Genomic DNA, 26,883 nt, shown 5'->3' on the forward strand with positions numbered 1-26,883 from the left:
TGCGCGGCGGCCTTCGGCCTTGATTCCGCGCTACTCAAAGACTGCAACGTCCTCACAAGTACTCATCTGGCATGCTTTTGCAGAAACGGTCTCAGCAGGGCGGCCATTTCGATCGGGGTCTCTATGCAAGGAAGATGGCCAGCGCCCTCGATCAGGTGAAATTCTGAACCTTTGATCAGATCGGCGGTAGCGCGCACGATGTCAGGTGGCGAAGCGCCATCTTCGCTTCCTGCAATGACCAGAGTTGGCAGGGTCAGGCGTGCTGTTGCTGCGGTCTGATCGTCGCTGGCCAGCGCATGGCAGGCCGCAAGGTAGCCATCACGCGCAGTGCGGGCCAGCATGTTGCGCCACAGCGCCAATTCAGGCGTTGCGCGGAAGGGGGCGGCAAACCAGCGCTCCATCACGGCATCTGCTATGGCGTGGGTGCCGTCCGCCTGCACTGCTGCAATCCGGTCATTCCAGCTTTCGGCGCTGCCAAGTTTCGCGGCACTGTTGGACAGCACCAGCGCGCGGACCAACTCGGGGCGCTCGGCCGCCAGCCGCAGCGCGATCAAACCACCGATTGAGCACCCGATGACCGTGGCCGGGCACTCCAACGCGTCGAGGATCGCGGCCGCGTCGGCGGCATGATCTTCGATACTTGTGCCATCTCCCAGATCAGAGAGGCCATGCCCCTGTTTGTCGTATCGAATAACACGCCAACCCGTCAGATGCGGCATCAGCGCGTCCCACAAGCGCAGATCTGTGCCAAGAGAATTGATCAGCAGGAGTGCAGGCGCTTCTTCCGGGCCATCCACCCGCAGATGCAAGGAACCATAGGGCCGGGGCAAAGCAATCATTGTCTTTTCTCCTGATCAGCGTTTTGCGAAAATGCCGCGCTGGGCTGTCCGTTCCTGATCGTGTCACACATTTCGCGCAACAGTTTCACAAACGCTTCCGTCTCATGCGTCAACTCTGAATTCGCACGCTGACATATTCCGACCGGCCCTGTCGGAAGCTCACTCTCCGGGTTCAGCGTCGTCAGCACGCCTGACGCGAGTTCATCGGCAACCACCCCTTCAGAGATGAACCAGACGATATCCGAATTTATCACCAGTTTTCGCCCAAACGCCAAAGAGACGGTTTCGAAGGTCGGTTCCATATGGGACAAGCCCACGCTGACCAGCCAACCCCGCACCGCAGGTGCGATAAGAGCGCCAGCAGGGGGAAGCATCAGTTTGTATTTGGCAAGGGCGGCTGGAAAATCTGACGCATTTAACAAAGGGTGGCCCGGGCGCACGACGATGACAACGCGCTCCGGGTAAAGCTGGCGAAAGGTCAGCCCGTTCATGTGTTCGGCATCGGGCATACGCCCCACCATCAGATCAAGCGCGCCTTCGCGCAGTTGGGACAGCAAGAGCCAGTTGGGGCCAGTTGTCAGTTGCAAAATGCAATGTGGCACGTCCTGATTATACTTCAGGGCTGCGCGTGGCAGCAGGTCGGTGGCGACCGTTGGCAGCACCCCGAGATTTAGCCGCGTGATCCGTTCGGGAGCGTCTTGCACTGCTTCTTGTGCCGCTTCCAGTGCGCGCATGGCAGTGCCCGCATGTTGTTGAAACACGCGCCCCGCCGGTGACAGCAAAAGCCGCCTTGTGCTGCGATCAAAGAGCTGGACGCCCAGTATCTCTTCCAATTCGCGCAAAGTCTTGGATGCGGCGGGTTGCGAGACGCATAACACTTCTGCCGCCGCCGAAAGCCCACCCAGACGGGCCGTTTCCAGAAAGCAACGCAAATGGCACAGGCGCAGACGAGGGTCCATGACATAACCTGTGGTTAATAATGTCGTTTCATCGCATAATTTATTATCTGTTGCGTCAACGCAAGCCTGTGTGTGCTGCTGTTCACTGACCGCATCAGGCCAGACGCTCTGGGGCCGGGAAAACCAAGCCGTCCATAAGCTTGCGCGCCGTGCGCAGAAATCCTGCTGCGTGGATATGCGGGCCCTCGCGTTCCAGCAGGATTTCGGTCAGGCCGCTGGGATGTTCGATGCGAAAGCTGTCATTTTGCGGCAGTTGTGCCAGGGGATGGGCTATGCTGCCCGGTGTCACGCATCCCGCCGCCACACTGACGGCGGCAAGAACGCCTACCCCTTTATGCACCCTCTGCGGAATGAAAAACCGCGTGGCGATAGCGCCGCCGCAGCACGGTGGTGCAAGCAGTGCCATTTTCGGAATGCTTTGGGCTTGCACATCGCCCAGCCCCATCATCGGCCCGGCTTGCAGGCGAATACCCTCGATCCGCGCCTTGAGGTCATTCATCGATTCGAGGATCTCGGGGCTTTCCTGCCCGCTTAGCCCAAAATCTGCCGCGCGCATCAGGACCACAGGCATCCCGTGGTCAATCAGGGTGCAGGCGATACCGTCAATCATGTCAGAAGGCTGGCCCGTCGGCAGCATTGCGCCGCAGACTGCGCCCGCGATATTCTGAAAGACCAGTTGAACCGGTGCATGTGCAGCAGGCACCCCGTCAATTTCTGCGCAGCCATAATAGGTGACACGTCTGGCAGGGGTTTGAATGACAGCCTGCGCAACCTCACCTGTGTTGCGTGTATGGATACGCAAAACCGTTACACCGTCCTGCGCCGCAACCAGACCGCGCTCTAATGCGGCAGGGCCGACGGCGGCAAGAATATTGCCACAGGGCTGCGCCGCAGTGACGCGTGGTTGATCGACAAAGACTTGCAAGAACAGATAGTCGACATCGGCACCGCCGCGCGATGGGGGGGAGAGAATTGCCACCTTGGAGCTTAATGGATCGCCGCCACCGATCCCGTCAATCTGGCGTGGGTCGGGGCTGCCCATGATGCGCAGCAAAAGCCTGTCGCGCGCCATCTCATCCGAAGGCAGATCAGAGGCCAGAAAAACAGCGGCCTTGGACGTGCCGCCCCGCATCCAGAGGCAGGGAATGCCCGGTTCAGCAGCCATGGCTGACCCCGGCCTTAAACATATTTCAACCCCTTCTCGGCCAGTCTTGGGCGCATATCGTAGATATCCAGCCCCAATTCGCCTGCCGCAAGGCGCTTGCGGCGCGCCTCTTCCGAGGCAAGTCGTGTGTCTGCCTTATCTGCAACCTCGGCGGCGCGGCCATACGGTACGACGACGACACCATCATCGTCCGCGACGATGATATCACCCGCATTCACAAGCTGACCCGCGCAGACAATCGGCACATTGACCGACCCCAGCGTTTCCTTGACCGTGCCCTGCGCCGAAATCGCTGTGGACCAGACCGGAAACCCCATTTCCTTCAGGTCGGCAAGATCGCGCACGCCTGCATCTATCACCAGCCCCTTGCACCCGCGCGCCATAGCGGATGTTGCCAGCAGATCGCCGAAATAGCCCATATCGCAAGGGCTGGTCGGGGCCAGAACCAGTATGTCACCGGGCTGCACCTGCTCAATAGCGACATGCAGCATCCAGTTATCGCCCACCGGGGCAGAGATGGTCACGGCAGAGCCTGCCAGTTTCGCGCCCCGCCAGATCGGGCGCATCTGTGCGCCCATGCACCCGCTGCGGCCCTGTGCCTCGTGCACGGTGGCCACACCTGCTTGCGCCAGGCGCGCGATCACTTCTGGCGCGGCGCGCGGGATGTTCTGAACAACAACGCCCATTACGCGTGCCCCTTGTCGACGGGCGGGGTTCCGTGGGTGTGGAATGTCTCGATCGTTTTCAGCCCCCAGGCCTGCCCTTTCTTGCGGTCTGCCTCTGTCCAGCAGACAGGTTCCCAATCCGGCGCAAGGATCAGGCGCGCGCCTGCATTGGCAAGTTCAACCCGATTGCCCGCAGGTTCCCAGACATACAGAAAGAACGTGCCCTGAATGGCGTGTTTATGCGGCCCGGTTTCGATATGGACGCCGTTTTGCAGAAAAATGTCGGCTGCGCGCAGGATGTCTTCGCGTTGGTCGGTGGCATAGGTGACGTGATGCAACCGCGCATGTCCGCCGCCATGTTCTTCGGTGCAGGCCAGATCATAGGTCTTGTTATTGATGGTGAACCAGCAGCCGCCGATCCGACCACTGTCCAACTGGATGTATTCGGTCACGCGGCTACCAAGGCAGGTTTCCATGAAACGGCGGAATTCGGACACATCAGAGGCCAGAAGGTTCAGGTGGTCCAGCCTGCGTGGTGGCGCGCCGGTAAAGGCGCTGGCAGTGTTTTTCAGGGCAGGGCGGTCCTTGGCATCGGGTTCGGCGCGGCGCGTGTTATAATAGATCTCGAAAATATGGCCGAACGGGTCTTCGAACCGAAAGGCGCGACCATGGCCCATATCGCCCTCTGTCCAACCATGCAGCTTGTAGCCAGACCCTTCGATTATCGCCACACGGCGCGCAAGTGCCTCGGGGCTGGTGGCGCGGTAGCCGATATGGCCCACCCCCGTGGTGTGGTGGCGTGTCAGTTTCAGGGAATGAAATTCGTAATCATCCCAAGCGCGCAGATAGGCGCTTGTTTCATCCTGCCCGGACAGTTTCAGCCCATAGACACGGGTGAAGAAATCAAGGCTTTCGTCAAACTTGTCGGTATACAACTCGACATGGCCAAGATGGGCAATATCAAAACTTGGGGTGATTGGTGATGTCATTGCGCGCCCTCCTCAAAGCTCGTCCACAGTGCGCGGAAAGATTGACTGGAACCCTTCAGCATATTTGCACTCCCGCCCCCCTGACATGCCGCCAGAATTGCGTTTGAAATGATTGGCGCGCTGTTGGGCGACGCGGGTGTAATACTCCCACAAATGCACCTGACCGCCCATCGCCTCCATCGCGGCGCGCTTCTGGTCCCAGACCGGCGTGATGTCCAGAAATGTGTCGGGTTTCCAGCCCATCTGCTCGGTCTGGTGGGGTTCGAACAGGTAGAGCTGCGGCGCGCCCAGAACGGTCTGGCCCGGGTTGTGCCCCCAAGCCTGCGCGATCATGCGCGCCTCTAAGGCGATCTGGGTCGTGTACATATGGTCGGTGTTATAGGGGTCGTACTGACTATGGCTGAGCATGAAAGCGGGCTGTACCTCGCGGATCAGATCGACCAGCCGCATCTTGTCGGATTGCTCCAGATGCAGTGGGTAGTCACCCAGGTCGAAGCATTCCAGTCGATGAACCCCCAGCGCTTTTGCGGCGGCCTCGGCCTCTCCCCGCCGGATGGATTTGACCTGATCAAGGGACTTGCCCTCTTTCCAGAGTTTGGCGCTTTCGCCGCGTTCTCCGAAGGACAGGCAGGCCACCGTCACGTCATAACCCTTTTGTGCGTGCAAGGCGATGGCACCGCCACAACGCCAGACAAAGTCAGCGGCATGGGCAGAAATGACAAGCGCGGTTTTCGGGGCTGGCATATTGGCTCCTGTTGAACTGGTTTGGCTGCGACAGTGCCAAAAGCCGGGTGCACGCTCAAATCGGAAAGCAGTGCAAGGTCATAAGTTGACAGAAAAATGCGAGGGCAGGGCAGGGGTGAAAAATGGCTAACTGGACACAGCCATGATGGGTCTGTGAACCCCAGAGTTAAACGGTTTGCTAAAAAATATAATTTATTGCGTTTAAATTTCATGCCATGACAGGGGGTATGTGAGATTTGAGTTTATTTAGGGGCAGGAATATGGGTGCAACTTCATGACTGACCGCTATGATGAAGGCATGCGCATCCGCCGGACGGTGTTGGGCGATGCGCATGTGGACCGGGCAGAGGCCGGGCGCACTGCACTGGACACACCGTTCCAGACACTGATCACCGAATCCGCGTGGGGCACTGTCTGGGCCTCTGACGCGATCACTCTGCGCGAGCGTTCCATGCTGACGCTGGCGATTCTGGCCGCAACCGGAAATTTTGAAGAGATCCCCATGCATATCCGCGCGACAATGCGCACCGGCGCCAGCCAGCGCGATGTCATGGAAGCATTCCAGCATGTGGCCGTCTATGCAGGCGTGCCAAAGGCCAATCACGCGATCAAACTCGCCAAGGCGACCTTTGCCGAGATGGAGGCGGCAGACAATGCTTGATAATGGACCCCTGATCCCGCGCAACCGTGCGCTACATCCGATCCCATATGACCCTGACTACAAGACGACTGTTGCGCGGTCCCCCTACCTGCCGCTGTTGTCGATGGATAGCAGCGCGTCTGAAGAAACCGGCCCGACATTTGGCCACGGCCAATTGGGGGCGCTGGACAACAACCTGATCCTGAACTGGACACGCGGGGCAGCCCCCGCAATTGGCGAGCGGATTGTGATGCATGGCCGCGTTCTGGATGAACGCGGGCGCGGCGTGCCCCATACGCTGGTGGAAATCTGGCAGGCCAATGCAGGCGGGCGCTATCGTCACAAGAAGGATGGGTATCTTGCGCCGCTAGACCCCAATTTTGGCGGGGCCGGGCGAACGCTGACAGATGCTGACGGCAATTATCAGTTCCTGACCATCCGCCCCGGTGCTTATCCGTGGCCCAATCGTGGTAATGACTGGCGGCCCATGCATATTCATATTTCGGTTTTTGGCCACAGCTTTGCCCAACGGTTGATCACGCAGATGTATTTTGAAGGGGACCCGTTGATCCCGCTCTGCCCGATTGCCGCAACGATCAAGAACCGTGCGCAGCTTGACCGTCTGGTCGCCCCGCTGGACATGGCCAATTCCAAGCCACTCGATTACCTGGCCTACAAGTTCGATATCGTGCTGCGTGGCCGTCGCCAAAGCATGTTTGAAAACAAGCCCGAGGGAATGTGAGCCATGACCCAGAAACTTGACATGTTGCCAGAAACAGCCTCGCAAACGGCAGGGCCCTATGTGCATATCGGGCTGATGCCTTCGTACACCGGAAATGGTCAGATTTTTGATCAGGAAATCGGCCAAAGCCCGATTGAAGAGGGCGCGGCGGGTGAGATCATTGAAATCACTGGTTCCGTCTATGACGGCACTGGATGGGCAATGCGTGATGCGCTGATCGAAAGCTGGCAGCCCGATGCGCAGGGCCGGTTTGCCGGACAGGAAGGGGCCGACCCAAAAGTGAACGGGTTTTGCCGCTTTGCGGCCGATGCGACCAGTGGTGAATTCACCTTGCGCACGGTCAAGCCCGGCCCGGTCGCCCTGCGTGACGGACGGATGCAGGCGCCGCATATCTCGCTTTGGATTGTGGCGCGTGGGATCAACATTGGCTTGCAGACCCGGATCTATTTCGAAGATGAGGAGAACAGCGCCGACCCGCTTCTGGCGCGGATCGAACAGCGCCCGCGCGTCGAGACACTGATCGCGAAAAAGACCGGCGCGGGACAGTACCGTTTCGATATTCGCTTGCAGGGTGAAGGGGAAACGGTTTTTCTGGACATCTGAGCGTTACGCCGGTCTTGCACAGGGCCGCGCACCCGCCTTGCGCGCGAAACGCCCCACCCACCCGCCCGCGTCTCGCACGCGCGGCGGGTCACTGACACAGGAATGATTTCATGACCAACCCTTGCATCATCGCTGTTGCCATTACAGGCTCGGTGCCGACCAAGGCCAACAACCCTGCTGTGCCAATCACAGTGGCAGAGCAAGTCGAGAGCACGCAGGAAGCATTCGAGGCTGGCGCGGCCATCGCGCATTGCCATGTGCGCAATGATGATGAAACGCCGTCTTCGGACCCGGAAAAGTTCGCACGCCTGAAAGAAGGGCTGGAAAAGCATTGCCCCGGCATGATCATCCAGTTCTCGACCGGGGGGCGTTCGGGGGCAGGGCAGGCACGTGGCGGAATGCTTCCACTGCGCCCGGACATGGCATCCCTCTCCGTTGGGTCTAACAATTTTCCAACACGGGTCTACGAGAATCCGCCCGATTTGGTCGATTGGCTGGCATCAGAAATGCACAAATACGATGTCATGCCGGAAATCGAGGCATTTGACCTGAGCCATGTGATTCAGGCGGCGCGCATGGCCGATGACGGGCGGCTGAAGCGGCCACTTTATGTACAATTCGTCATGGGTGTGAAAAACGCCATGATTGCCGACGAGCGGATCCTGGATATCTATATCGAGACGCTGAACCGCTTTGCGCCTGACGCGCTTTGGTGTGCCGCCGGGATTGGCCCAAATCAGATTGTGGTCAATGAATGGGCGATTGCGCGCGGGGGTCACACCCGCACGGGGCTAGAAGATAATATGCGATTGAACAAACAGACACTGGCCCCGTCCAATGCCGCACTGGTCGCGCGCACTGTAGAGTTGTGCGAGAAATATCAGCGCCCAGTTGCCAGCTGGCAGGAAGCGCGGGAAATTCTGGGCCTGCGGGCGCCGGGATGACACCTGCGCCTTTCACCAGTGACCTGACCGCGCAGCTATTTGGCGAGGAAGAGGCTGCAGCGATCCTCTCCGATCAGGCTTTTATCAGGCACATGGTGACAGTTGAGGCAGCGTTTGCGCGCGCCAGCGCCAAGGTCGGGCTGGTGGCGCAAGCGGATGCAGATACGCTAAGCGCGCGGCTGGCACAGATGAAAATTGCACCGCAAGCGCTGGGTGAGGGTATGGCCAGTGCCGGGGTGCCGGTGCCTGCATTGGTCGCAATCCTGCGCGAGGATTGCGGGCGTGATGCGCAAGCGCTGCATTGGGGGGCAACCTCGCAGGATATTGTCGATTGCGCGCATGTCCTGCAATGGCGCGCCCTGCTGAACCTGCTGGAAGGGCGTCTGACAGCCCTGCTTGATAGGATGCGTGTGCAAAGTGATTTACATGCCAGCACGATAATGGCCGGGCGCACGCGCAGCCAGATCGCAACGCCTATAACGTTAGGTTTGCGTATTGCGACCTGGGCACAGCCCCTGATCGCGCTGGAAGCTGAATTGCCGCGCCTGCGCGCGCAGCTTCTTCGTGTGCAATTCGGGGGCGCCTCTGGGGCGGGCAGCGCGGTCGGTGATAAGGTCGAGGTGCTGAGCGCCGCTTTGGCGCAGGCACTGGGGCTGACCCAAGGCGCGTGTTGGCAGCTTGACCGTTCCGGCCCGCAGGCGCTGGGCGCGTGGTTGGTGCGCCTGACGGCAGCCTTGGGAAAACTGGCGCGCGACCTGATTATCGCAGGCCGCACCGAGATAGCCGAGATGCGCGCGGGGCAAGGTGGCGGGTCTTCGACCATGCCGCAAAAATCCAACCCTGTGGGTGCTGAAGCTATCATAACCCTTGCCCATTACAGCGCTGCACTGCAACCTTTGCTGGCTCAGGCTGCCATGCCAATGGAGGAACGCGATGGCGCTGTCTGGGCGCTGGAATGGCTGGCTTTGCCGCAAATGGGCATGGCTGCCAGTGCAAGCTTGCGCCATGCCGGGGCGCTGATCGAAACTCTGCAAGCCGACCTTTCGCAGCTCACGGCACATCTTCAAGCCGGGCAGGGCGCGGTTATGGCCGAGGCTGCGAGTTTCGCACTGGCGCGCCACATGACCCGTGCGGAGGCCGGGGCGCATGTCAAAAACGCATTGGCGAAAGCGCGCGAGACTGGCAAACCCCTTTGGCAGGTGTTTCAAGATGACGCAGCACTTGGCGCGTTGGAAGATTGGTCAGCCTGCCTTGCCCCAGAGAGCGCCAGACCCGCTGCAGAGGCGATGCGCGGCAGGATCTGGGCGGCTAGGGCTGATCCAGACGCGCGCGATACGCACGCGGAGACATCCCCGCAAAGGCGCGAAACCGACGGCTGAAATAGCTTGGATCCTCAAAGCCCAGGGCATGTGCCACCGATTGCGCCGACATTTGCGTATAAGCCAGAAGCCGGGAGGCTTCGCGCATCAGATGGGCCTCAATCACGGCTTGCGGACCAAGCCCGGTTTGTGCCTTGCACACCCGCCCCAGACTGCGTTCTGACAGGCCAAGCGCTTGAGCATAGCGGCCTATGGGCCAGTGTTGCGTGGCATGGGTTGCGATCAGGGCCTGAAACCGCGCGATGCGCGGGTCGCTTTGGCGCGCGGTGGTGCCGGGGTCGCGCTGTGCTAAACTTGACAGGATCAGGCCAAGGCGGCAGCGCAACTCTGTCCGCCGGAACCGGTCCTTGCCCCGCCAGACCTGATAGAGGGTGTTCACGGCTTCGGCCATGTCTTCGGGTGGTGTCAGTGCCCTTGGTGCCGATAGCAGATGTGCCAGTTCCGCGCCATCGCTGAAAAGGTCTGGATAATGCTGGACAGGCAGACTGATAACCCAGCCCTCTGTATCCGAGGAAAAGCAGAACCCGTGCACGGCATCGGGCGGCAGGCTCAAGGCGACAGGGGGTTTGAGCGTGGTGACATTGCCATCTGAGTTGAAAGTGGTTTTCCCCGAAATCAGCAAGAAAATCTGAAAAAGATGTGTGTGTCTGTGCGGCTTGATCGTCCAGTCCAGCCCGGCAGCCCGGTCGCGGATCTGTTCCATGTGCAGAATGTCGGGGAAGGCAAGTGCTTCGCCATATAGTTGGAATGCGGGAATCTCGGGAATTTGTGACATGGCGGAAAAATACCATCTTTGGGGGGATGCGTCCATTCTCTGAAGGCCGTGGATCAATATGATGCAACCAAGAGTCACCATTGAGCGAGGGAGGAGTGCCATGCGCACGCAGGTTGCTATTATCGGGGCGGGGCCATCGGGGTTGTTGCTGTCACAATTGTTGAATCGTGCCGGCATTGAAACTGTGGTTCTGGAACGTCAGAGCCGCGACTATGTGCTGTCGCGCATTCGCGCAGGCGTGTTGGAACAAGGCGCGGTTGATCTGCTGACGCGCGCAGGTGTCGGGGCGCGCATGGCGCGCGAGGGGCAGCCGCATACAGGCTGCTACCTGACCCATGACCAGCAGATGATCCGCATTGATTTTGACAATGCCTGTGCTGCCAAGGTCATGGTGTATGGACAGACCGAGGTGACGCGCGACCTGTATGATGCGCAGGATGCGCTGGGCGCGCAGCATATCCACGGCGTCGAGAATGTGGCGCTACATGATCTTGACGGGCAGACGCCACATGTCACCTATGATCTGGACGGCCAAAGCCATCGCCTGGACTGCGATTTCATTGCGGGATGCGACGGGTTTCACGGGGTGAGCCGCAAATCCATTCCCGAAACTGTGCGGCGCGAATATGAAAAGGTCTATCCATTTGGCTGGCTGGGGGTGCTGTCCGAAACGCCCCCGCTGCATGAAGAACTGATCTATGCCAACCATCCACGCGGCTTTGCGCTGGCCTCGATGCGCAACCCTATGCTGTCGCGCTACTATATTCAGGTGCCGCTGTCCGACAACGTTGAGGACTGGTCGGATGACGCGTTCTGGGAGGAATTGAAGGCGCGACTTCCCGAAGATGTCGCGCAGGGGCTGGTCACCGGCCCCTCGATCGAGAAATCCATCGCGCCCTTGCGCAGTTTTGTCAGCGAACCGATGCGCTATGGTGCCCTGTTCCTCTGCGGGGATGCCGCGCATATCGTGCCGCCGACAGGGGCGAAGGGGTTGAATCTGGCGGCCTCGGATGTGCATTACCTCAGTGAAGGGCTGATTGCGCAGTACTCGGCGGGTGACAGTTCCGGACTGGAGGCCTATTCGGAAAAGGCACTGGCGCGGGTCTGGCAGGCGATGCGGTTTTCGTGGTCAGTCACGACAATGATGCACCACTTTCCCGAACATGGCGCATATGACCGCCAGATGCAGCGGGTCGAGTTGATGCAACTGGCAACAAACCCGATTGCGCAGCGTTTGTTTGCCGAAAATTACACGGGTTTGCCATATTGATGCGGCCTTAAGGGGGAAAGAAGGGGGCGCTCGCGCCCCCTCTTGGCCTTTGGCCAATTCACCCCCTGAGGATATTTGAGCAAGGATGAAATCAGGGCGCGGGATGACGCCAGATTTGAAGTGTGCCGAAATGGGGATGGAAAAAATCGCGTTCCTGTTGGCAACCCAGCCGTTGCGCCAGCGTTTGTGAGCGCAAGTTATCTGGTGCGATCAGGCTGGCAGGCTGTGCCCAGCCAAGGGCATCGGCCGCATGGGCGCGGGCGGCGAGGACGGCTTCATAGGCATAGCCTTTGCCTTCGGCCTCGGCTGTCCAGATTTGCCATGCGATTTCGGGTTCTGGCCAGCCTTCGGGGAAGAAGGGCCCTGCCGCGCCGATGGGCTGTCCGGTTGCGCGATTGACGATTATATGCACGCCGTAGCCCCGCATGATGCGATGGCCCAGCGTGATGCAGAAGCGGTTCCAGGCGAGGATCGGGTCAGGGCTGCCGCCAGTAAACTGCGCGCGCTCCGACATGAAATAGGCTTTGAAGGCGGGGAAGTCCTCTGGGGCCGGCGGGCGCAGGATCAGCCTATCGGTCTGAAGCTCCATCTGTTTCAACCAGCCATATGGACTGTTTTGACCTCGAGATAATTCTCCAGCCCTTCTGGCCCGCCTTCGCGGCCCATACCGGATTCGCGATAACCTCCGAACGGGTGTTTGGGGTCCACGATCAACCCGTTCACGGTCAGCCCGCCAGTGCGCATCCGCCGCGCAAAAGCAAAGCCGCGTTCCGGGTCGGCGGAATAGACCGCGCCATTCAGCCCATAAGGCGTGGCATTGGCCTTGCGCGCGGCGTCATCTTCATCGGTATAGCCAATGACAGAGACGACGGGGCCGAAAATCTCTTCCTGAGCGACCTTCATGTCTGGGGTGACATTGGTGAACACGGTCGGTTCAATGAAAAAACCCTTGTCCTGGCCGCGTGGCCGCCCGCCGCCGCAGGCCAGTTGTGCACCGCCCGCTTTACCCGCTGCGATGTAGTCTTCCACCCGGTCACGTTGTCGCGCCATGGCAAGCGGGCCCATCTGCGTGGCCGGATCCGCCGGGTTGCCCAGCTTGATGGCCTGCACCGCAGGCAGGAACATATCCAGAAATTCGGCCTTGCGCGCTTCGGGCACCAGAAGCCGGGTCAGCGAGAAACATACTTGCCCGGTTATGGGCATGGAATAGACCATCAGGCTGGGCAGGGCCTTGGCGAAATCGGCATCTGGCAGCAGCACGGCGGCAGATTTGCCCCCCAGTTCTAACGACACCCGCGCCAGACGGTCGGCGCAGACGCGCATGATATGCTTGCCAACGGCGGTCGAGCCGGTGAAGGCCACTTTATCGATCTCGCGGTGACGGATCAGGTAATCCCCGCCTTCGCGTCCGGCAGGCACAAGGTTGAACACCCCGCGCGGCAGGCCCGCAGCCTCTATGCACTCGGCGAGAATATAGGCTTCGAGCGGGGTTTCGGGCGAGGGTTTTGCAACCATCGTGCAGCCCGCTGCAAGCCCTGCCGCGATCTTGTAGCTGAGCAGCACCATTGGCGCATTCCAAGGCGAGATCGCTGCGCAGACGCCTACAGGTTCGCGCAGCATGCGCACTTCGCCGCCATCATCGCGGTGGCGAATGTCAAGGAAAGGGTAGGATTCGATCAAATCGGCATAATGCGAAAACAGGGTGGCGTTTTGCGGAACCAGCTTGCGGGTCAGGCTGATCGGCGCGCCGACCTGAGTTGTCCAGGCCCAGGCGATTTCGTCCAATCGCTCGGTGATCAGGGTGGCCACGCGGCGCAGCGCGCTTGCGCGGTCGCGCGCGGACATGCGTGGCCAGGGCCCTTCGTCAAAGGCTGTGCGCGCCGCGGAAATGGCGCGGTCCATATCTGCGGGCGTCGCCTCAGGGTAGCTGAGAAGCTTCTCCTCGGTCACAGGCGAGATCACATCGATCCGCCGATCAGAGGCGGGTTGCACCCATTCACCATTGATAAAAAAGCGCTCTGGCGCTTTCAGGACTGTGCCTTGCTGCAACTTGACCATTCTGGCCCCTTCCGTAGGTGATCTATCCGGCAACGCGGCGCAAATGGCCTGCGCCCTGACGGCTGGCCCATTCTGCACTGGCCTTGATCCCGCCAAGGGGGAACAGATGTATCTGCGCGGGGGCTGCATCTGGGTTGGCCTGTGTGTTGCGCGCGAGGTCATGAAGAATGTCATCAGGCTCGAACGGGGCCAGAAGCTTGCTGAGATCGCGCGCGCGTTTCTTGAGAACAGAAAGCGATGGGCCAACACCACAGGAGACGGCAAATTTTATCAGGGTTTGAAGTTTGGCCGGACCTGCCAGCCCAAGATGCACCGGTAGGGAAATGCCATCGCGCCGCAGGCCTGAAATCCAGTCACTAGCACTATTGGCATCGAACATGAATTGCGTGACGATGGCCATTTCAACGCCGGTATCTTTGGCGTGCTGCGCTTTCCAGCGCAATGCGGCATCGACCTGTGTTGTGCGGCCATCGGGGTCAATGTCGCGATTACCCTCTGGATGGCCGGCCACGTGCAGGCGTTTGAACCCGGCCTTGTGAAACGCCTCGCTTTGCAGCATCTCGATTGAAGAGGTGAAGTCACCCACTGGTTTCTTGTTTCCGCCCGCGATGACCAAAGCCTGATCTATCCCGGCGTCATTTTTATAGCGGGCAATCCAGTCGTTCAATGTGGCAATATCCGGGATCGAGCGGGCCGGAAAATGTGGCATGACCTCAAACCCGTCATTTGTCAGTCGGCGCGCGGTTGCGAGCATGTCCTTGAACGGGGTGCCGTCGATATGGGCAATATAGACGCGCGTGCCAACAGGGAGCAGCGTCTTGAAGTCATCAATCTTCGCGGCTGTTCTGGGCATCACCTCTATGGAGTAGCCCTGAAGCAGGTCAGCACCGGTCGTGAATCGAGTCGCATCTGTCATGATTATTTCCTCCACCTGCCATCATGTATACATAATTTGCGAATAAATGCAAACTAAGTGCATTATCTGGCAAATATTTGATGATCATGTATACATAAAGCTCGTGTCAATCATCCCGATCGCGGCGGCGGCGCGTGTCATCATAGCGGATATCATCCTGCACCCGCTGCAAAAGTCGGTTCAGGCCCGGCGCATGGACTGTCTGTTCCAGCACCGATTCAAGCGCCTGCAACACCGCCCCGCGCGACCCTTCGACGCTGCCCACCTGCGTGATGTCGATCTTGCCGATCTTCTCGACTGGTTTGACCATCTCTGCGACAAGCTTGGGCATGGACTCCAGCCGCGCAAGTTCGGCTTCATGGGCCAGTACTTCGGGCGTGCGCTGGTTCTCGGCGGCGATGCGCAGTTGCAGGGCGGATATCTGCGCCTCTTGTAGCTTGAGCTGCGCGCTGGCTTCCAACTCGGTGGTTTGCAGTTTGGCATCGGCGGATTTGCGGGCAGAGTCGGCAGCAATCTCATTGCGGCGGGCTGCGGCCTCGGCCTCGGCCTCGGCAGCGATGCGGGTCAGGATGCGGCGGCGTTCGGCCTCGGCCTCGGCGCGGGCTGTTTCGACCGCTTCCTGCGCGCGCACGGCGTCGGCGCGGGCCAGATCGGCCTCGGCCAAGGCGCGACTTTCTTCCTGACTTTTTGCGGCGATGGAAATCGCGCGGTCCTGTTCGGCCAGTTCCAACGCACGGGCGCGCAGAATTTCTGCCTCTCGAATGGATTGTTCGCGGGCAATATCGGCGGCCTGAATCCCCTGTTCCATCTGTATGCGCGCTTCGGCGCTGGCGCGCTCTGCCTCGGCCTTTGCGCGGGCAACTTCGGCCAATTGGGCCGACATCAGGGTTTCAACCTGTTGCGTCTGTGCAATTTCTGCGCGGCGTTCTTCCAACTCAATATCAAGCTGCTTGCGCGCGGCTTCCATTGCGGCGCGGCGCACGCTGACTTGCGTTTCTGACTCGATCTCGGCGCGGTCGCGCTTGGACTGGGCGATCACTTGCGACAGTTTGCGCAGACCTTCGGCGTTGAAGGCGTTGTTTTCGTCCAGCGCCGCGAAGGGCGTCTGGTCAAGTGCGGTCAGCGCCACGGCATCCAATTGCAGCCCATAGCCCGACACACTGGCCCCGACAGTTTCGCGGATGCTGGCCATGAATTCTGCACGGCCTTCGTGCAATTCATCCATGCTGCGTGTGGCCGCGACCGAGCGTAGGGCATCGACGAAAATCCCTTCCAGCAATTCGCGCAGGTCACCTGCCTGAAAGCTGCGCCGCCCAAGGGCCTGTGCGGCGCGTGCAACGCTTGCGTCTTGCGGCGGGACAGACAGGTAAAACTCTGCCCCCACATCAATGCGCAGCTTGTCGCGCGTGATTAATGCCTGATCAGCGCGGCGATCCACTTGCAAACGGATGGTCTGCATGTTGACGCGCGTCACCTCATGAAACCACGGCAGGGCCAGCAACCCTCCATCAATGACAACGCGCCGTCCACCGATGCCCGTGCGCACCAGACTGACCGCATTGCTTGCGCGCTCGTAAAATGCCGCGGCCAGTGCAATCAGCACCGCGATCAGCACAATCAGCGCGATGATCCAGAAAATCACAGTCATCTCCTTGGTCCTTTCCGGCCAGTTTCGCGTATTATAACCCGTCGCGGCGGCAGAGCCTCTGCGCCGTCAGGCCGCCATCCGTGGCCAGATTGGCCCCTGTCATTCCCTTTGACAGATCGGACAGCAAAAAGAGCGCCGCATGTGCGGCGTGTTCGGTGCCGCGCGGGGCGCTCTCGCCCGTTGCAGCAGAAATTTCCGGTGGCAGGTGCCCGTCAGCGGTGGCGGGCGTCAATGTGTTGATCCGCACGCCCTGCGCGGCCCATGTCCAGCACTGCGCCATTGCCCATGCTGACAAGGCCCAGCCGACAGTCTGGCTTGCGCGCGAGGGGTCAAGGTTCAGCCCCCAGCGGGGGATGAACCCGTCCACGGCGTCATGGCGCAATGTCATGGCTGCGCGGATCTCGGGCAGGGTGTCGGCCCAATGATGCGTCATTGGCGCACCGCGCAGCACAATGGATGCGCCCTGTGCCAGTCGCGGGGCCAGTTCCTGCACCAAGATGCGCGGGGCAAGCAAGCCTTGCAACAGCACATCGCGCGGATTGCCATCTGGCAGGGCGGGCAGAAGCGCGATCCCGTCCAACCCTTCTGGCAGGGCAGTGGCGGCGGCGCGCAGGGCGTCCGCGTCTGATAGGTCCGCCATGTAAAAGGCGCTTAGCCCCTCGAAATTACGGCTCTGGTCGATGCCATGCACCTCTGCGCCGGTGGCCTCTGCCGCTGCCGCAAGCGCCAGCCCAAGACCCGAGGCCGAGCCGAGAACCGCGATGCGCTTGCCAGAGAGGAGAGCGGGCAGGGTCATGGGTCAGAACACCGGCGGGAAGGGCCGACCGCCCCGATCAAGGGTGATCCAGCGGGTTTCGGTAAATGTCTCGATCGACCAGCGCCCGCCATGCCGCCCCAGACCCGACGCCTTCGACCCGCCAAAGGGCACATGCGGTTCATCATTCACCGAGGAACAATTCACATGGCACATCCCGGTTTCCAGTTTGCGCGCCATTGCAAGCGCGCGGGCTTCATCCTGCGTGATGATCCCGGCAGACAGGCCATATTCCGTGTCATTATTTAGGGCGATGGCCTCGTCATCCGTGGCGAAGGGTATAACCGGCACAACTGGGCCGAAGGTTTCATCCTGATAGACCAGCATATCGGGGGTGACATTGGTCAGGATCGTGGGTTCCACAAAACGGCCCTTGATCCCACCGCCCACGACGATCTGCGCGCCCTTGGCGATGGCATCGTCAAGCTGCGCCTTGACCCGTTCAACCTGCCTGTCATTGATCAGCGGACCAATGACATTGGCCTTGTCGGCTGTATCGCCAACTTTCAATTTTGCTGCACGGGCCGCAAATTTTTCCAGAAACTCATCATAAATTTTCTCATGCACCAACACTTTTTCAACACTCATGCAGATCTGGCCCTGATGCATGAAACTGCCGAAATTGGCCGCCTGTGTGGCGCGTTCCATATCGGCATCTTCCAGAATGATCAGGCTGTCCTTGCCACCAAGTTCCACACAGGCCTTTTTCAGATGTGCGCCTGCCTTGGCCGCAATCGCGCGCCCCACCGGGGTCGAGCCGGTAAAGGACACGCCCTTGACCAGCGGGTTTTCCACCATCTCGTCGCCCATCTCGGCCACGCTTTCGCGTGAACAGGTGATGACATTGAAAACACCTGCGGGAATGCCCGCCTCTTCCAGCACTTCGGCAAAGAAAATACCGCCCAGATAGGGTGTGTCCTCGGACGGTTTAAGCACGATTGTATTGCCCGCCGCCAAAGCAAATGCGAAGCCGCGCGCGGTCAGGATGCCGGGGAAATTCCACGGGCTGATGACCGAGATCACACCCATCGGGAAACGCTGCGCCGTGGACAGTTTGCCATATTCGCTGGGCAGGATTTCACCTGACGCCTGATAGCAACTGGCCGAAGCCGACCGGAACACTTCGGGGATATAATGGGCCTCGAATGCGCCCTTGCCGAACCAACCACCCCCTTCGGCCTGCACGGCGGCAATGAAGTCCGGCGCGCGGCGCTCGAACACATCCGCGATGTGATGCACCAGTTTCGCGCGCTCGGTATATTTCAGCGCGGCCCAATCGGGGAAGGCACGTTGCGCAGCCTCGATTGCGGCGCGGGCATCGGCGCGGGTGCCATCGGGTGCTTCGGCCCACAGGCTGCCATCATTCGGGTTGATGTCGGCGAAGTTGCGCGCAGCTTGTCGCCACTGACCATCAATATACATGCCGCGTAGGCTTTTGGGGGCTTTCGCATCAAGCATCTCAGATCTCCTTGTCGAATTGTGTCGAGCCGGGGCGGCGGCGCCAGACTTGCACCTTGCCGGTGTCGGCTGGCTTGGTCGAAGGTGTCGCGGGTGGTGTTGGAGCGCCCTCGGTGTGGGGCGTGGTCGCAGGGCGCTGTCGGTCGCGGATCGAGGGGCGCAGCGGGGGCAGGGCGCTGCGGTTTGGCGCGCGGCACTGGCGCGCGGCGGTTTCGATCTGTGTCAGCGCCGCGCGCAGCCTGTCGCTTTGCGCCGCCGGCATCGCCGTGGTCCGCTTGACAGAAGCAGGGGCCGCGCGGGGCACTGTCTTGGGTTCGGGTCGGGCGCTGGCACGCGCAAGCAGGGCGTTCATATCCACACCTGAAATAGCGGCCGCTGATATGCTTTTTGCAGGCTTTGGCCGCACCGTGACAGAGGCGGGTTTGGGTGCGGCGGGTTTGGTTGCGGTGCCGGTGAGTTCCGCAGGGCGGGGTGCGGATTTAGACCCGCCGCCACCAAGATAGGCGGCCTGCACAGCCGGGTCATTGCGCAGCACCTCGGCCCGGTCCTCGCGCAGGATCTCACCATTTTCCAGCAGATATCCGCGATCGGCAATCCCAAGGCTAAGCCGGGCATTCTGTTCAACCAGCAAAATGCCAAGTCCCGCTTCGCGCACGGCCTTCAGGTTCTGAAACAACTCTTTCGACAAAAGCGGCGACAGGCCCAGCGACGGTTCGTCCAGCATCAGGATGACGGGGTTGGACATCATCGCGCGGCCAATCGCGACCATCTGCTGTTCGCCCCCTGACATGGTGCGCGCGATCTGGTTCGCGCGCTCTTCCAGCTTGGGGAACAGGCTGATCAGCCGGTCATAGACCTGCGCCTGATCTTCGCGGGCGCGTTCGGGGTTGGCCCCCAGCATCAGATTGTCGCGCACGCTCAGATCGCCGAATATGCCGCGCCCTTCTGGCACCAGTGCCACACCGCGTTCGACCACCTTATGTGGCGGCAAACCCAGAAGGGCCTCGCCTGACATGGTAACCGACCCGCTGACGCGCCCTTCGCAGATGCCTGCAATGGATTTGAGAAGCGTGGATTTGCCCGCGCCATTGGTGCCCAGAATAACTGCAATCTCGCCCGGCGCGACATGCAGCGATGCCCCGTCAAGCGCGCGGTGCTTGCCATAGGTGGCGCTTAGTCCCTTGACCTCAAGCATCCTCGTCAGCCCCCAGATACGCGCGGATCACTTCTTCATCGGCCAGCACCTCAGTAGGGGTGCCTTCGGCGATCTTGGCCCCCGAAGACATGACCACACAGCGGTCGCACAGGCTACGAATTGCGTCCATCACATGTTCAACCAGAATGATTGTGCGTCCTTCGTCGCGCAGCGACTTGATAAGGTCGATGCCTGTCTCCAACTCTGTCGGGTTCAGCCCGGCCAGCCATTCATCCAGCAGCAGCACTTCAGGCTCGCAGGCCAGAGCGCGTGCAAGCTCGACACGTTTGGTGTTGATATAGGTCAGGCTGGACACGGGCATGTTGATCTGCCGCCCCAGCCCCACGCGCTCCAGCAGGGTGCGGGCGAAACTCTCTGCCTCGGCTCCCCAGCGCTTGCGATGGCCAAAGGCAGCACCTGCAATCACATTCTCGACCACGCTGAGTTCTGGCAGAAGCCGCACAAGCTGGAAGGTCCGCGCCACACCCTGACGGGCGATGCGGTGGGCAGGTTTGCCCGCAATCTCTTGCCCGTTCAGGCGGATTGACCCGGATGAGGGCGGGAAGGTGCCAGAGATCATGTTGATCATCGTGGACTTGCCCGAACCATTGGGGCCGATAATGCCCAGAACCTCGTTATGGTTGACATCAAAGACCATCTCGCGCACGGCCACCAGCCCGCCAAAGCGTTTGGTTACGTCGCGCACTTCCAGAACCACGCGTGCCATCAATGCCCCCCCGACCCGAAACGGTGGCGCAGCCGTTCATAAAGGCCGACAAAACCGCCCGGCAGAACGTAAACAATCACCAGAAACGCAATCCCCAGCAGCAAAAGCGTCTGGTTGGGCGCGTTGCGAGAGATGAATTCCCACAGCAGCGTGAACGGGATAACGCCTGCCAAAGGTCCCCAAAGCCGCCCCGTTCCCCCCAGAAGCGCCATGATAACCACCTGAAAGGACAGGATCGGCGCGAAAGCGGTCGAGGGCTCGATATAGATGTAACGCGGTGCCATCATCGCCCCCACCACAGCGGCCACTGCGCCCGAGATCATGAACAGCAGAACCTTGGCCGCAGCAGTGTCGATGCCCGAATGTTTCGCAACGGTTTCGTCATTGCCGATGATGCGCAGGGCAAAGCCCAGACGCGACCGCGCGATCAGCCAACCCACCAGAAAGACAAGCGCCGCCATGCCGATCAGTTGCCAATAGATGTCGCGTTCAGTGATGGATGTCAGCACATACATGCCGCGCTGGCCGGTACGGTTTTGCACCCATGTCACCACCTGGCGCACCAGTTCGGCCAGCCCCAGTGTGAAGATCACGAAATAAACACCGGACAGGCGCAATGTGACAAGCCCCACAAGCGCCGCGAGCACTGCCCCCAGTCCCGCTGCGATGATCGGCAGCACCCACATTGGCAGCGTTTGAAAGCCCAGGCCGGTCACGAATGTGCCCAGCCCGAAAAAGGCCGCTGTCGCAAGCGAGATGTAATGCGTTGGCCCGGAAAACAGCGCCCAGCTTGTGGCCAGCACTGTGAACATGGCCATCGTCGTCGCGATGGAGAGGATGTAGCCGGTGTCATATAGCGGCAGCAGGGCAACAAGCCCAAGCGCCAATGCGGCAAGAAATAGATTGCGAAGATCGCGCATGCTCATGTCGGTTTCTTTCCGAACAGGCCCTGCGGGCGGAACAACAGAATGCCCAGAAACAGCACATAGGCGGCGGCAAGTGTCAGGCCGGGGTCGATAACGCGGGCAACGAAAGTTTCGGCAACGCCCAGGATCAATGCCGCGACGATGGTGCCGCGAATATCGCCCACGCCGCCCATGATGACAATAATCAGCGCTTTCATCGTGAAAAGCACACCGACTGACGCATCCAGCGTGAAGAACATCGAGATCAGCGCCCCGCCAGAGGCCGTAACCGCCCCGCCAAGACCGAAGGCCAGTGCCGATACGGCGGGCACGTCAATTCCGACAAGCCGGGCTGATTCCGGGCTGACTGCGACCGCGCGCATCCGCAATCCGGCGCGTGTATAGCTTAGCCATAGCCAGAGTGCGGCGGCGATCAGCGATGCAATGGAAAATGCCACGACCCGGTTTTGTGCGTATGAAGACCCGAATATATCCAGCCGCCCTGACAGGTAAGAGTAGTTGAAATACCCGCCACCAAATGCCCATGTCATGATGCCGACAAGCGCGAAAGACAGCCCGAATGTTGCAAGAATGCTGTCCACCTCCAGCGCGCCGCGCGATTTGGCACGTTTGACCAGTGGGCGCAGCATGATCCGGTAGATCAGCCAGTTGACCACAAAGGCCAGTGGCGCGACGACCAGCAGCGCCGCAATCGGGCTGACCTGTCCGGCCGTATAGACCCAGAAGGCCGCAAATCCGCCAGCGACCAGCATCTCGCCATTGGCCAGATTCATGATACGGGCGACGCCATATTGCAGGTTCAACCCCATTGCGATCAACGCATAGGTGCCCCCCAGCAACAGGCCGGTGATCAGGATGAAGAACATCGCACTCTCGTTCTGCTTGGCAGCAATCAGCGCGCGGGTCTGTCCCCGCGCGCTGTGTGGGGATTAGTCCCAGCCGTCTTTCAGGATCACGTCAGACACGCCATCGCGCCCACGCGCGGCTACGCCCCGGAACACGCCATCCTGCCATTGGCCTACAGTCCAGTACCGCTCGTTATCGTTCATCTCGTTGAACTGGACCGGACCAAGCACGGTTTCATAGGTGTTGGAGTTGTCTTGCAGATATTCCATCACCACAGCCCGGTCCTTGGACCCTGTCGCCTCTATCGCCTGTCCGAGGATTTCAAGCGTGGCATAGGTCGAGGCAGAGGCCCAGAAATCCGGTCCCTGACCGCTCAACTCGGTATGAGCTTCGGCAAAGGCCTGAAAGGCTGGATCATCAGGGTTCACACCACCCATGCCCATCACTCCTTCGGCCTGCTCTCCAAAGCGCCCATAATAGGATGGGAAAGCCGTGGCCACGGCCGTGAAGAACACGCTCGGCGTGAAGTTCTGGACAATGGCCTGATCTGTCAGTGCAAATGTATCGCCCGGATAGGACCATGCGATAAAGGCGTCAGGCTCTGCCGCGCGGGCACCGTCAATGATGGGCGCTATATCCTGCGTGCCCAGCGGGTAAGAGGTCTGATACACAATCTCGAAGCCGTTTTCTTCCAGAACAGCGCGCGAAATTCCGGCCATCTCAATGCCGAAGGCATCGGCCACATTCACCAGCGCGACGCGGCTGCCGATTTCACCAGATTCGCGCAGATCGACCAGCACCTGCGCCGTGTCCTCGGCCATCACACCTGTCCGGCCCAGAACGAAGAACATGCCGGGAAATTGTGCCGACAGCTCTGGCTGCTGGTTGGTGACATTGGTGCCAGTGATCTGGGGGTAGCCCAACTGGCTGAAGATCGGCGCGGCGGCAAGGTTCAGCCCGGTCGAATAGGGCGCAACCATGAAATCGACGCGGTCTTGGGTGGCCATGCGTTGCGCGGCCTGAATGGCCTGCTGCGGGTTGGTTTGATCGTCATATTCGATCAATTCAATCAGCGCTGGCCCATCAGCAAGCTGAAGCCCCCCCGCCTCATTCGTCAGGTGCACCCATAGGCGCACTGCAGGCCAGTGGGTTACATCCGCCCCACCGGCAAGCGGTCCGGTCTTGGGCGCTGCAGCGCCAAGGCGGATTGTATCTTGCGCCTGAGCGGCGGTGATACCGGCGGCCAGTATAGCCGCGGTAGCCGCGCCCATCATCAGTGATCTACGTTTCATCTGTCTACTCCTCCCAAAAGCGTGCCGGATTTCCGGTCACACAGACAAACAGTTTCGGTTCTTGCCTGGCATTTACCTGCCTAATTATGGCCTCTCTCTTCTTGCAGGCAATTATATTGTTTCCTGCTTTGTTTAACTTCAGGGTTATTATGCCGCCAATCAGCCCCGGCCCATCATCGTGTTGGGCAGATACAGCGCAATCTCGGGGAACAGGATCAACAAGAACACACAAACCCCCATCGCCAGCCAGAATGGAATGATGCCACGATAGATCTTGGACAGGGGCACATGCTGCGCCACTCCTTTCACCACAAAGACATTCATCCCCACAGGCGGCGAAATCAGCCCCATTTCGACGACCACCACCATGACGATGCCGAACCAGATCGGATCGTAACCAAGTGCCAGAATGACGGGCAGAACGATGGGCACCGTCAGCACCAGCATGGCGAACCCTTCCATGAATGTGCCCAGAATGATGTAAAGCGCGATGATGATCAGCAAGATACCCAAAGCAGGGACCGCCAATTCGCCCACGGCCGCCGCCAGATTGACGGGGATACGCGTCAGCGCCAGAAAGGGGGCGAAGAAATGCGCGCCGATCAGGATGAAGAACACCATTGAGGTGGTTTTGATCGTGCTCAGCAGCGCTTCGAAAAAGCGCGAGATGGTCATGTTGCCGGACCACAGCGCGTGCAGAAAGGTTAGGAACGCCCCCACCGAGGCCGCTTCGGTGACTGTAAAGATACCGGTATAGATGCCACCAATCACGATGGTTACGATGAACAGAAGCGCCCCGGAATTGCCCAACACGCGGAACCGTTCGGCAAAGCTGGTTCTGGGACCAGCCGGGCCTGCGGCTGGGTTCAGCCGCGACACCAGCATGACAGTGGCGACGAAAAGCAGCGTCAGCAACAGCCCGGGCAGGAAGCCTGCCAGAAACAGGCGGCCCACGGATTGTTCGGTCAGCAAGGCATAGACAATCAGCACCGTCGAAGGCGGGATCAAAATGCCCAGCGTCCCGCCCGCGGCGATTGCGCCGGTGGCAAGGCCGGAATCGTATTTGTAACGTTCCATCTCGGGCAGGGCGACCTTGCCCATTGTTGCGGCTGCCGCGATCGAGGACCCGGACAAGGCTGCAAACCCCGCGCAGGAAATGATTGTGGCTGAGGCAAGCCCCCCGCGCCGATGCCCGACCCAGCTATAGGCCGTGCGATACAACCCCTGTCCCATGCCCGAGACGGTGGCAAAAGCGCCCATCAGGATAAACAGGGGAACAACACTCAGGCTGAATACAGCCGAATAGCTATAGGGAAATGACCCCATGACATTCAACGCGGCCGTCGGTGAATTCAGAATGGCAATACCGCCCGCGCCCACAGCCATCATTGCAAGGCCAATGGGAACGCGCAAGGCGAGCAGGGCAAACAGCGCCAGAAAGCCGACCAGACCGGCCATGAGTGGTGTCATTGTATTTCCTGTCTTTCAGCGCTGGAGGGGAACAGCGTCTTGAGACCTTCGAGCGCCAGAACAAGGGCAAACAGCCCAAGTGAAATGGCAACGGCAAACTGAAACGGATGCTTGGGGATACGCATCATGTTTGTGACATCGGACCAGCGCAAGCTGCCTGCAGCATATAGCCATGCACGCCATGCGACATAGGCAAGGAACGCGGCACCAACCAGATGCACTAGGGCTGTCAGCCAGCGAAACACCGGCTGATCCAGCCAGCGGCCCAGCAGGTCAACGGTTACATGCCCGCGGGTGATCGCGGTATAGGGAAACCCAAGCGCCACGATCAACGACATCGCCAGTTCGGTCAATTCATAGCCGCCCCGAAAGGGGCGGCCAAAGAAGTAGCGCATGGTAATCTCGTAGATAACCAGCAACATCAACCCGGCCAGCACCAGACCACCGCCATAGGCGATGAAGCGCAAAAGGCGTTCAAACCAACGTTCGATCTGTGCCAGCATGGGCCTCTACTCAGTCCAGTGTGATGCCGGCAACGGCAAGAAGGGCGCGGCCATCAATGCCTTGCGCTTCCATCTCGGCGGCCCATTCGGCATAGATCGGTGACAGCGCTTCGAGCACGCGTGCCTGCTCCTCTTCCGAGAATTCGATCACTTCCTTGCTGGAGTCGTTGCGCACGAATTCAACGCTTTCATCCGCGCGGGCCAGATAGGCTTCGGTGGCGCGGCGGCTTAGCTCGATCCCGGTCAGGTCATCAAGGATCGCCTGATGTTCTTCCGACAGGTTGTTATAGCTGCCCTCATTCATTACCACGGTAAATTGCGAGCGGCCAAAGATCGGTCCGGTCAGCGTGTAGTAATTCGCCACCTCATGCATCCGGAAATCGAGGATCGTGGTGAATGGCACCATTGCCCCGTCGATGACGCCACGCTCAAGCTGGGGGTAAAGTTCGGTGATCGGCATCGCGACCGGAGTGCCGCCCAAAGCCTCGATCTGGCCCGCCTGTGCCGCTGATGGCGAGCGCAAGATCATGCCCTCGATATCTTCCATCGCACGGATCGGCCGTTCACGGGTGTAGATGCCCGCATCATCCGCTGCCCAGAGCGCCAGAACCTTCAGTCCGTCGAATTCAGGGTCCAGATACCCGTTCTCCAGCAACTCCCACATCAGAGTGGTCGAGGCCACGCCATCTTCCGACAGGCCCGGAAGTTCGATCATCTGTGTGCGTGGAAATTGTGGCGAGGTGTAGCCGGGCAGGCTGAACACCATATCCACGGTGCCTTCCTGCGCCTGCCGGATCAGTTGCGGCGCACCGCCACCCAACTGCATGGACGGATAAAGGGTGAGGGTCAGTTCTCCACCAGATCTTTCTTCGATCTCTGCGGCCAAAGGCTCCAGAATATTAGTGTAAATGATGTGGCTGGGCCCAACAAAGGTGTGCAGGCGCAATTCGGTTTGTGCGCTGGCAAACGATGCGCCGAACATCCCCACTGCGATTGCTGTCGCTGCGCTTGTGGCCCTCAGGGCTGCTGTTGTCTTGCGTGAAAGTTCCATTGTCTTCCTCCCGGTTATATCTGTCTCAAGAAGTGTGCGGCAGGTGTGCCTGCTTTTCCCCGAAGCAAGCCCGCGCATCTCGCTGCCGTACGAATACGTTTCTACCCGGCCTGTGCGCGCAGGATACGATGCGTTTGCCCATGCTTTCAATTATATTTTTGTCCATTTTTCTGAACCTCAGGGTTAATTCGAGCGGCTGACTTGCGTATTCTGACGGTGGCAACTGCGATGCCGTTGTTTCGGGGCGTTATTATATCAGCATTTT

General features: G+C 60.0%; 27 protein-coding genes. 6 read left to right on the forward strand and 21 right to left on the reverse strand.

Annotated elements, in window-relative coordinates; genetic code table 11:
• Positions 1-62 precede the first annotated feature (62 nt).
• From pcaD to EV660_RS12025, 6 genes are all read right to left on the reverse strand, one after another.
• Positions 63-839, reverse strand: a complete 777-nt coding sequence (pcaD, locus tag EV660_RS12000) for a 3-oxoadipate enol-lactonase (RefSeq protein ID WP_071480239.1) — start codon at positions 837-839, stop codon at positions 63-65.
• Positions 836-1,798: a pca operon transcription factor PcaQ gene (gene pcaQ / locus EV660_RS12005; RefSeq protein ID WP_071480240.1), complete on the reverse strand. Its 963-nt coding sequence runs from the start codon at positions 1,796-1,798 to the stop codon at positions 836-838. The genes pcaD and pcaQ overlap by 4 nt, the downstream gene beginning before the upstream one ends.
• A gap of 94 nt (positions 1,799-1,892) precedes the next feature.
• Positions 1,893-2,963, reverse strand: coding sequence for a 4-oxalomesaconate tautomerase (locus EV660_RS12010; protein WP_071480241.1), 1,071 nt, complete (start codon positions 2,961-2,963; stop codon positions 1,893-1,895).
• Positions 2,964-2,977: 14 nt separating this feature from the next.
• A complete protein-coding gene (locus EV660_RS12015; RefSeq protein WP_071480242.1) occupies positions 2,978-3,649 on the reverse strand; it encodes a 4-carboxy-4-hydroxy-2-oxoadipate aldolase/oxaloacetate decarboxylase in 672 nt (223 codons plus the stop codon).
• Positions 3,649-4,617, reverse strand: a complete 969-nt coding sequence (locus EV660_RS12020; protein ID WP_198510668.1) for a VOC family protein — start codon at positions 4,615-4,617, stop codon at positions 3,649-3,651. Before EV660_RS12020 ends, EV660_RS12015 begins: the two co-directional genes overlap by 1 nt.
• A gap of 12 nt (positions 4,618-4,629) precedes the next feature.
• Positions 4,630-5,361 (reverse strand): PIG-L deacetylase family protein, encoded by a 732-nt coding sequence (locus EV660_RS12025; protein ID WP_071480243.1) that lies wholly within the window; start codon positions 5,359-5,361, stop codon positions 4,630-4,632.
• A gap of 274 nt (positions 5,362-5,635) precedes the next feature.
• Here EV660_RS12025 and pcaC point away from each other — a divergent pair, with 274 nt between their 5' ends.
• The 5 genes from pcaC to EV660_RS12050 all read left to right on the forward strand — a co-directional run bounded on the left by pcaC (position 5,636) and on the right by EV660_RS12050 (position 9,669).
• Positions 5,636-6,022, forward strand: coding sequence for a 4-carboxymuconolactone decarboxylase (pcaC, locus tag EV660_RS12030; RefSeq protein WP_071480244.1), 387 nt, complete (start codon positions 5,636-5,638; stop codon positions 6,020-6,022).
• On the forward strand, positions 6,015-6,743 hold the full coding sequence (gene pcaH, locus EV660_RS12035; protein ID WP_071480245.1) for a protocatechuate 3,4-dioxygenase subunit beta: 729 nt from the start codon (positions 6,015-6,017) through the stop codon (positions 6,741-6,743). Before pcaC ends, pcaH begins: the two co-directional genes overlap by 8 nt.
• Before the next feature lie 3 nt (positions 6,744-6,746).
• On the forward strand, positions 6,747-7,346 hold the full coding sequence (pcaG, locus tag EV660_RS12040; protein ID WP_071480246.1) for a protocatechuate 3,4-dioxygenase subunit alpha: 600 nt from the start codon (positions 6,747-6,749) through the stop codon (positions 7,344-7,346).
• 110 nt (positions 7,347-7,456) lie between these two features.
• A complete protein-coding gene (locus EV660_RS12045) occupies positions 7,457-8,290 on the forward strand; it encodes a 3-oxoadipate:acetyl-CoA acetyltransferase (RefSeq protein ID WP_071480247.1) in 834 nt (277 codons plus the stop codon).
• Entirely contained in the window at positions 8,287-9,669 is a 1,383-nt protein-coding gene (locus EV660_RS12050) for a lyase family protein (RefSeq protein WP_071480248.1), read from the forward strand. The genes EV660_RS12045 and EV660_RS12050 overlap by 4 nt, the downstream gene beginning before the upstream one ends.
• On the opposite strand, the gene EV660_RS12055 is transcribed toward EV660_RS12050, so the two are convergent.
• A complete protein-coding gene (locus tag EV660_RS12055) occupies positions 9,599-10,444 on the reverse strand; it encodes a helix-turn-helix domain-containing protein (protein ID WP_071480249.1) in 846 nt (281 codons plus the stop codon). The genes EV660_RS12050 and EV660_RS12055 overlap by 71 nt on opposite strands.
• Before the next feature lie 100 nt (positions 10,445-10,544).
• Here EV660_RS12055 and pobA point away from each other — a divergent pair, with 100 nt between their 5' ends.
• Positions 10,545-11,714, forward strand: coding sequence for a 4-hydroxybenzoate 3-monooxygenase (gene pobA, locus EV660_RS12060; RefSeq protein WP_071480250.1), 1,170 nt, complete (start codon positions 10,545-10,547; stop codon positions 11,712-11,714).
• 91 nt (positions 11,715-11,805) lie between these two features.
• Here pobA and EV660_RS12065 read toward each other — a convergent pair whose 3' ends face one another.
• From EV660_RS12065 to EV660_RS12130, 14 genes are all read right to left on the reverse strand, one after another.
• The gene (locus tag EV660_RS12065; protein ID WP_071480251.1) at positions 11,806-12,303 is read right to left on the reverse strand and encodes a GNAT family N-acetyltransferase; all 498 of its coding nucleotides are present in this window, start codon (positions 12,301-12,303) and stop codon (positions 11,806-11,808) included.
• A gap of 5 nt (positions 12,304-12,308) precedes the next feature.
• On the reverse strand, positions 12,309-13,772 hold the full coding sequence (locus EV660_RS12070) for an aldehyde dehydrogenase (RefSeq protein WP_071480252.1): 1,464 nt from the start codon (positions 13,770-13,772) through the stop codon (positions 12,309-12,311).
• A 22-nt stretch (positions 13,773-13,794) separates the two neighbouring features.
• Positions 13,795-14,688: a methylenetetrahydrofolate reductase gene (locus tag EV660_RS12075; protein WP_071481991.1), complete on the reverse strand. Its 894-nt coding sequence runs from the start codon at positions 14,686-14,688 to the stop codon at positions 13,795-13,797.
• Positions 14,689-14,794: 106 nt separating this feature from the next.
• Entirely contained in the window at positions 14,795-16,336 is a 1,542-nt protein-coding gene (locus EV660_RS12080; protein ID WP_071480253.1) for an SPFH domain-containing protein, read from the reverse strand.
• 31 nt (positions 16,337-16,367) lie between these two features.
• Positions 16,368-17,132: an SDR family oxidoreductase gene (locus EV660_RS12085; RefSeq protein WP_071480254.1), complete on the reverse strand. Its 765-nt coding sequence runs from the start codon at positions 17,130-17,132 to the stop codon at positions 16,368-16,370.
• A 3-nt stretch (positions 17,133-17,135) separates the two neighbouring features.
• Positions 17,136-18,608: an aldehyde dehydrogenase family protein gene (locus EV660_RS12090; RefSeq protein ID WP_071480255.1), complete on the reverse strand. Its 1,473-nt coding sequence runs from the start codon at positions 18,606-18,608 to the stop codon at positions 17,136-17,138.
• A 1-nt stretch (position 18,609) separates the two neighbouring features.
• Positions 18,610-19,803 (reverse strand): ABC transporter ATP-binding protein, encoded by a 1,194-nt coding sequence (locus EV660_RS12095; protein WP_071480256.1) that lies wholly within the window; start codon positions 19,801-19,803, stop codon positions 18,610-18,612.
• Positions 19,796-20,530 (reverse strand): ABC transporter ATP-binding protein, encoded by a 735-nt coding sequence (locus EV660_RS12100; protein ID WP_071480257.1) that lies wholly within the window; start codon positions 20,528-20,530, stop codon positions 19,796-19,798. Before EV660_RS12100 ends, EV660_RS12095 begins: the two co-directional genes overlap by 8 nt.
• Positions 20,530-21,456, reverse strand: coding sequence for a branched-chain amino acid ABC transporter permease (locus EV660_RS12105; protein WP_071480258.1), 927 nt, complete (start codon positions 21,454-21,456; stop codon positions 20,530-20,532). The genes EV660_RS12100 and EV660_RS12105 overlap by 1 nt, the downstream gene beginning before the upstream one ends.
• Entirely contained in the window at positions 21,453-22,322 is an 870-nt protein-coding gene (locus EV660_RS12110; RefSeq protein WP_071480259.1) for a branched-chain amino acid ABC transporter permease, read from the reverse strand. Before EV660_RS12110 ends, EV660_RS12105 begins: the two co-directional genes overlap by 4 nt.
• Before the next feature lie 63 nt (positions 22,323-22,385).
• Entirely contained in the window at positions 22,386-23,594 is a 1,209-nt protein-coding gene (locus EV660_RS12115) for an amino acid ABC transporter substrate-binding protein (RefSeq protein ID WP_071480260.1), read from the reverse strand.
• A 159-nt stretch (positions 23,595-23,753) separates the two neighbouring features.
• Entirely contained in the window at positions 23,754-25,064 is a 1,311-nt protein-coding gene (locus EV660_RS12120) for a TRAP transporter large permease (RefSeq protein WP_071480261.1), read from the reverse strand.
• Positions 25,061-25,567, reverse strand: coding sequence for a TRAP transporter small permease (locus tag EV660_RS12125; protein ID WP_071480262.1), 507 nt, complete (start codon positions 25,565-25,567; stop codon positions 25,061-25,063). The genes EV660_RS12120 and EV660_RS12125 overlap by 4 nt, the downstream gene beginning before the upstream one ends.
• Before the next feature lie 10 nt (positions 25,568-25,577).
• Complete coding sequence (locus EV660_RS12130) at positions 25,578-26,618, reverse strand: TRAP transporter substrate-binding protein (RefSeq protein ID WP_071480263.1); 1,041 nt, start codon at positions 26,616-26,618, stop codon at positions 25,578-25,580.
• Positions 26,619-26,883: the final 265 nt, after the last annotated feature.

The organism is Roseinatronobacter bogoriensis DSM 18756, from assembly GCF_004366635.1.
Lineage (GTDB): Bacteria > Pseudomonadota > Alphaproteobacteria > Rhodobacterales > Rhodobacteraceae > Roseinatronobacter > Roseinatronobacter bogoriensis.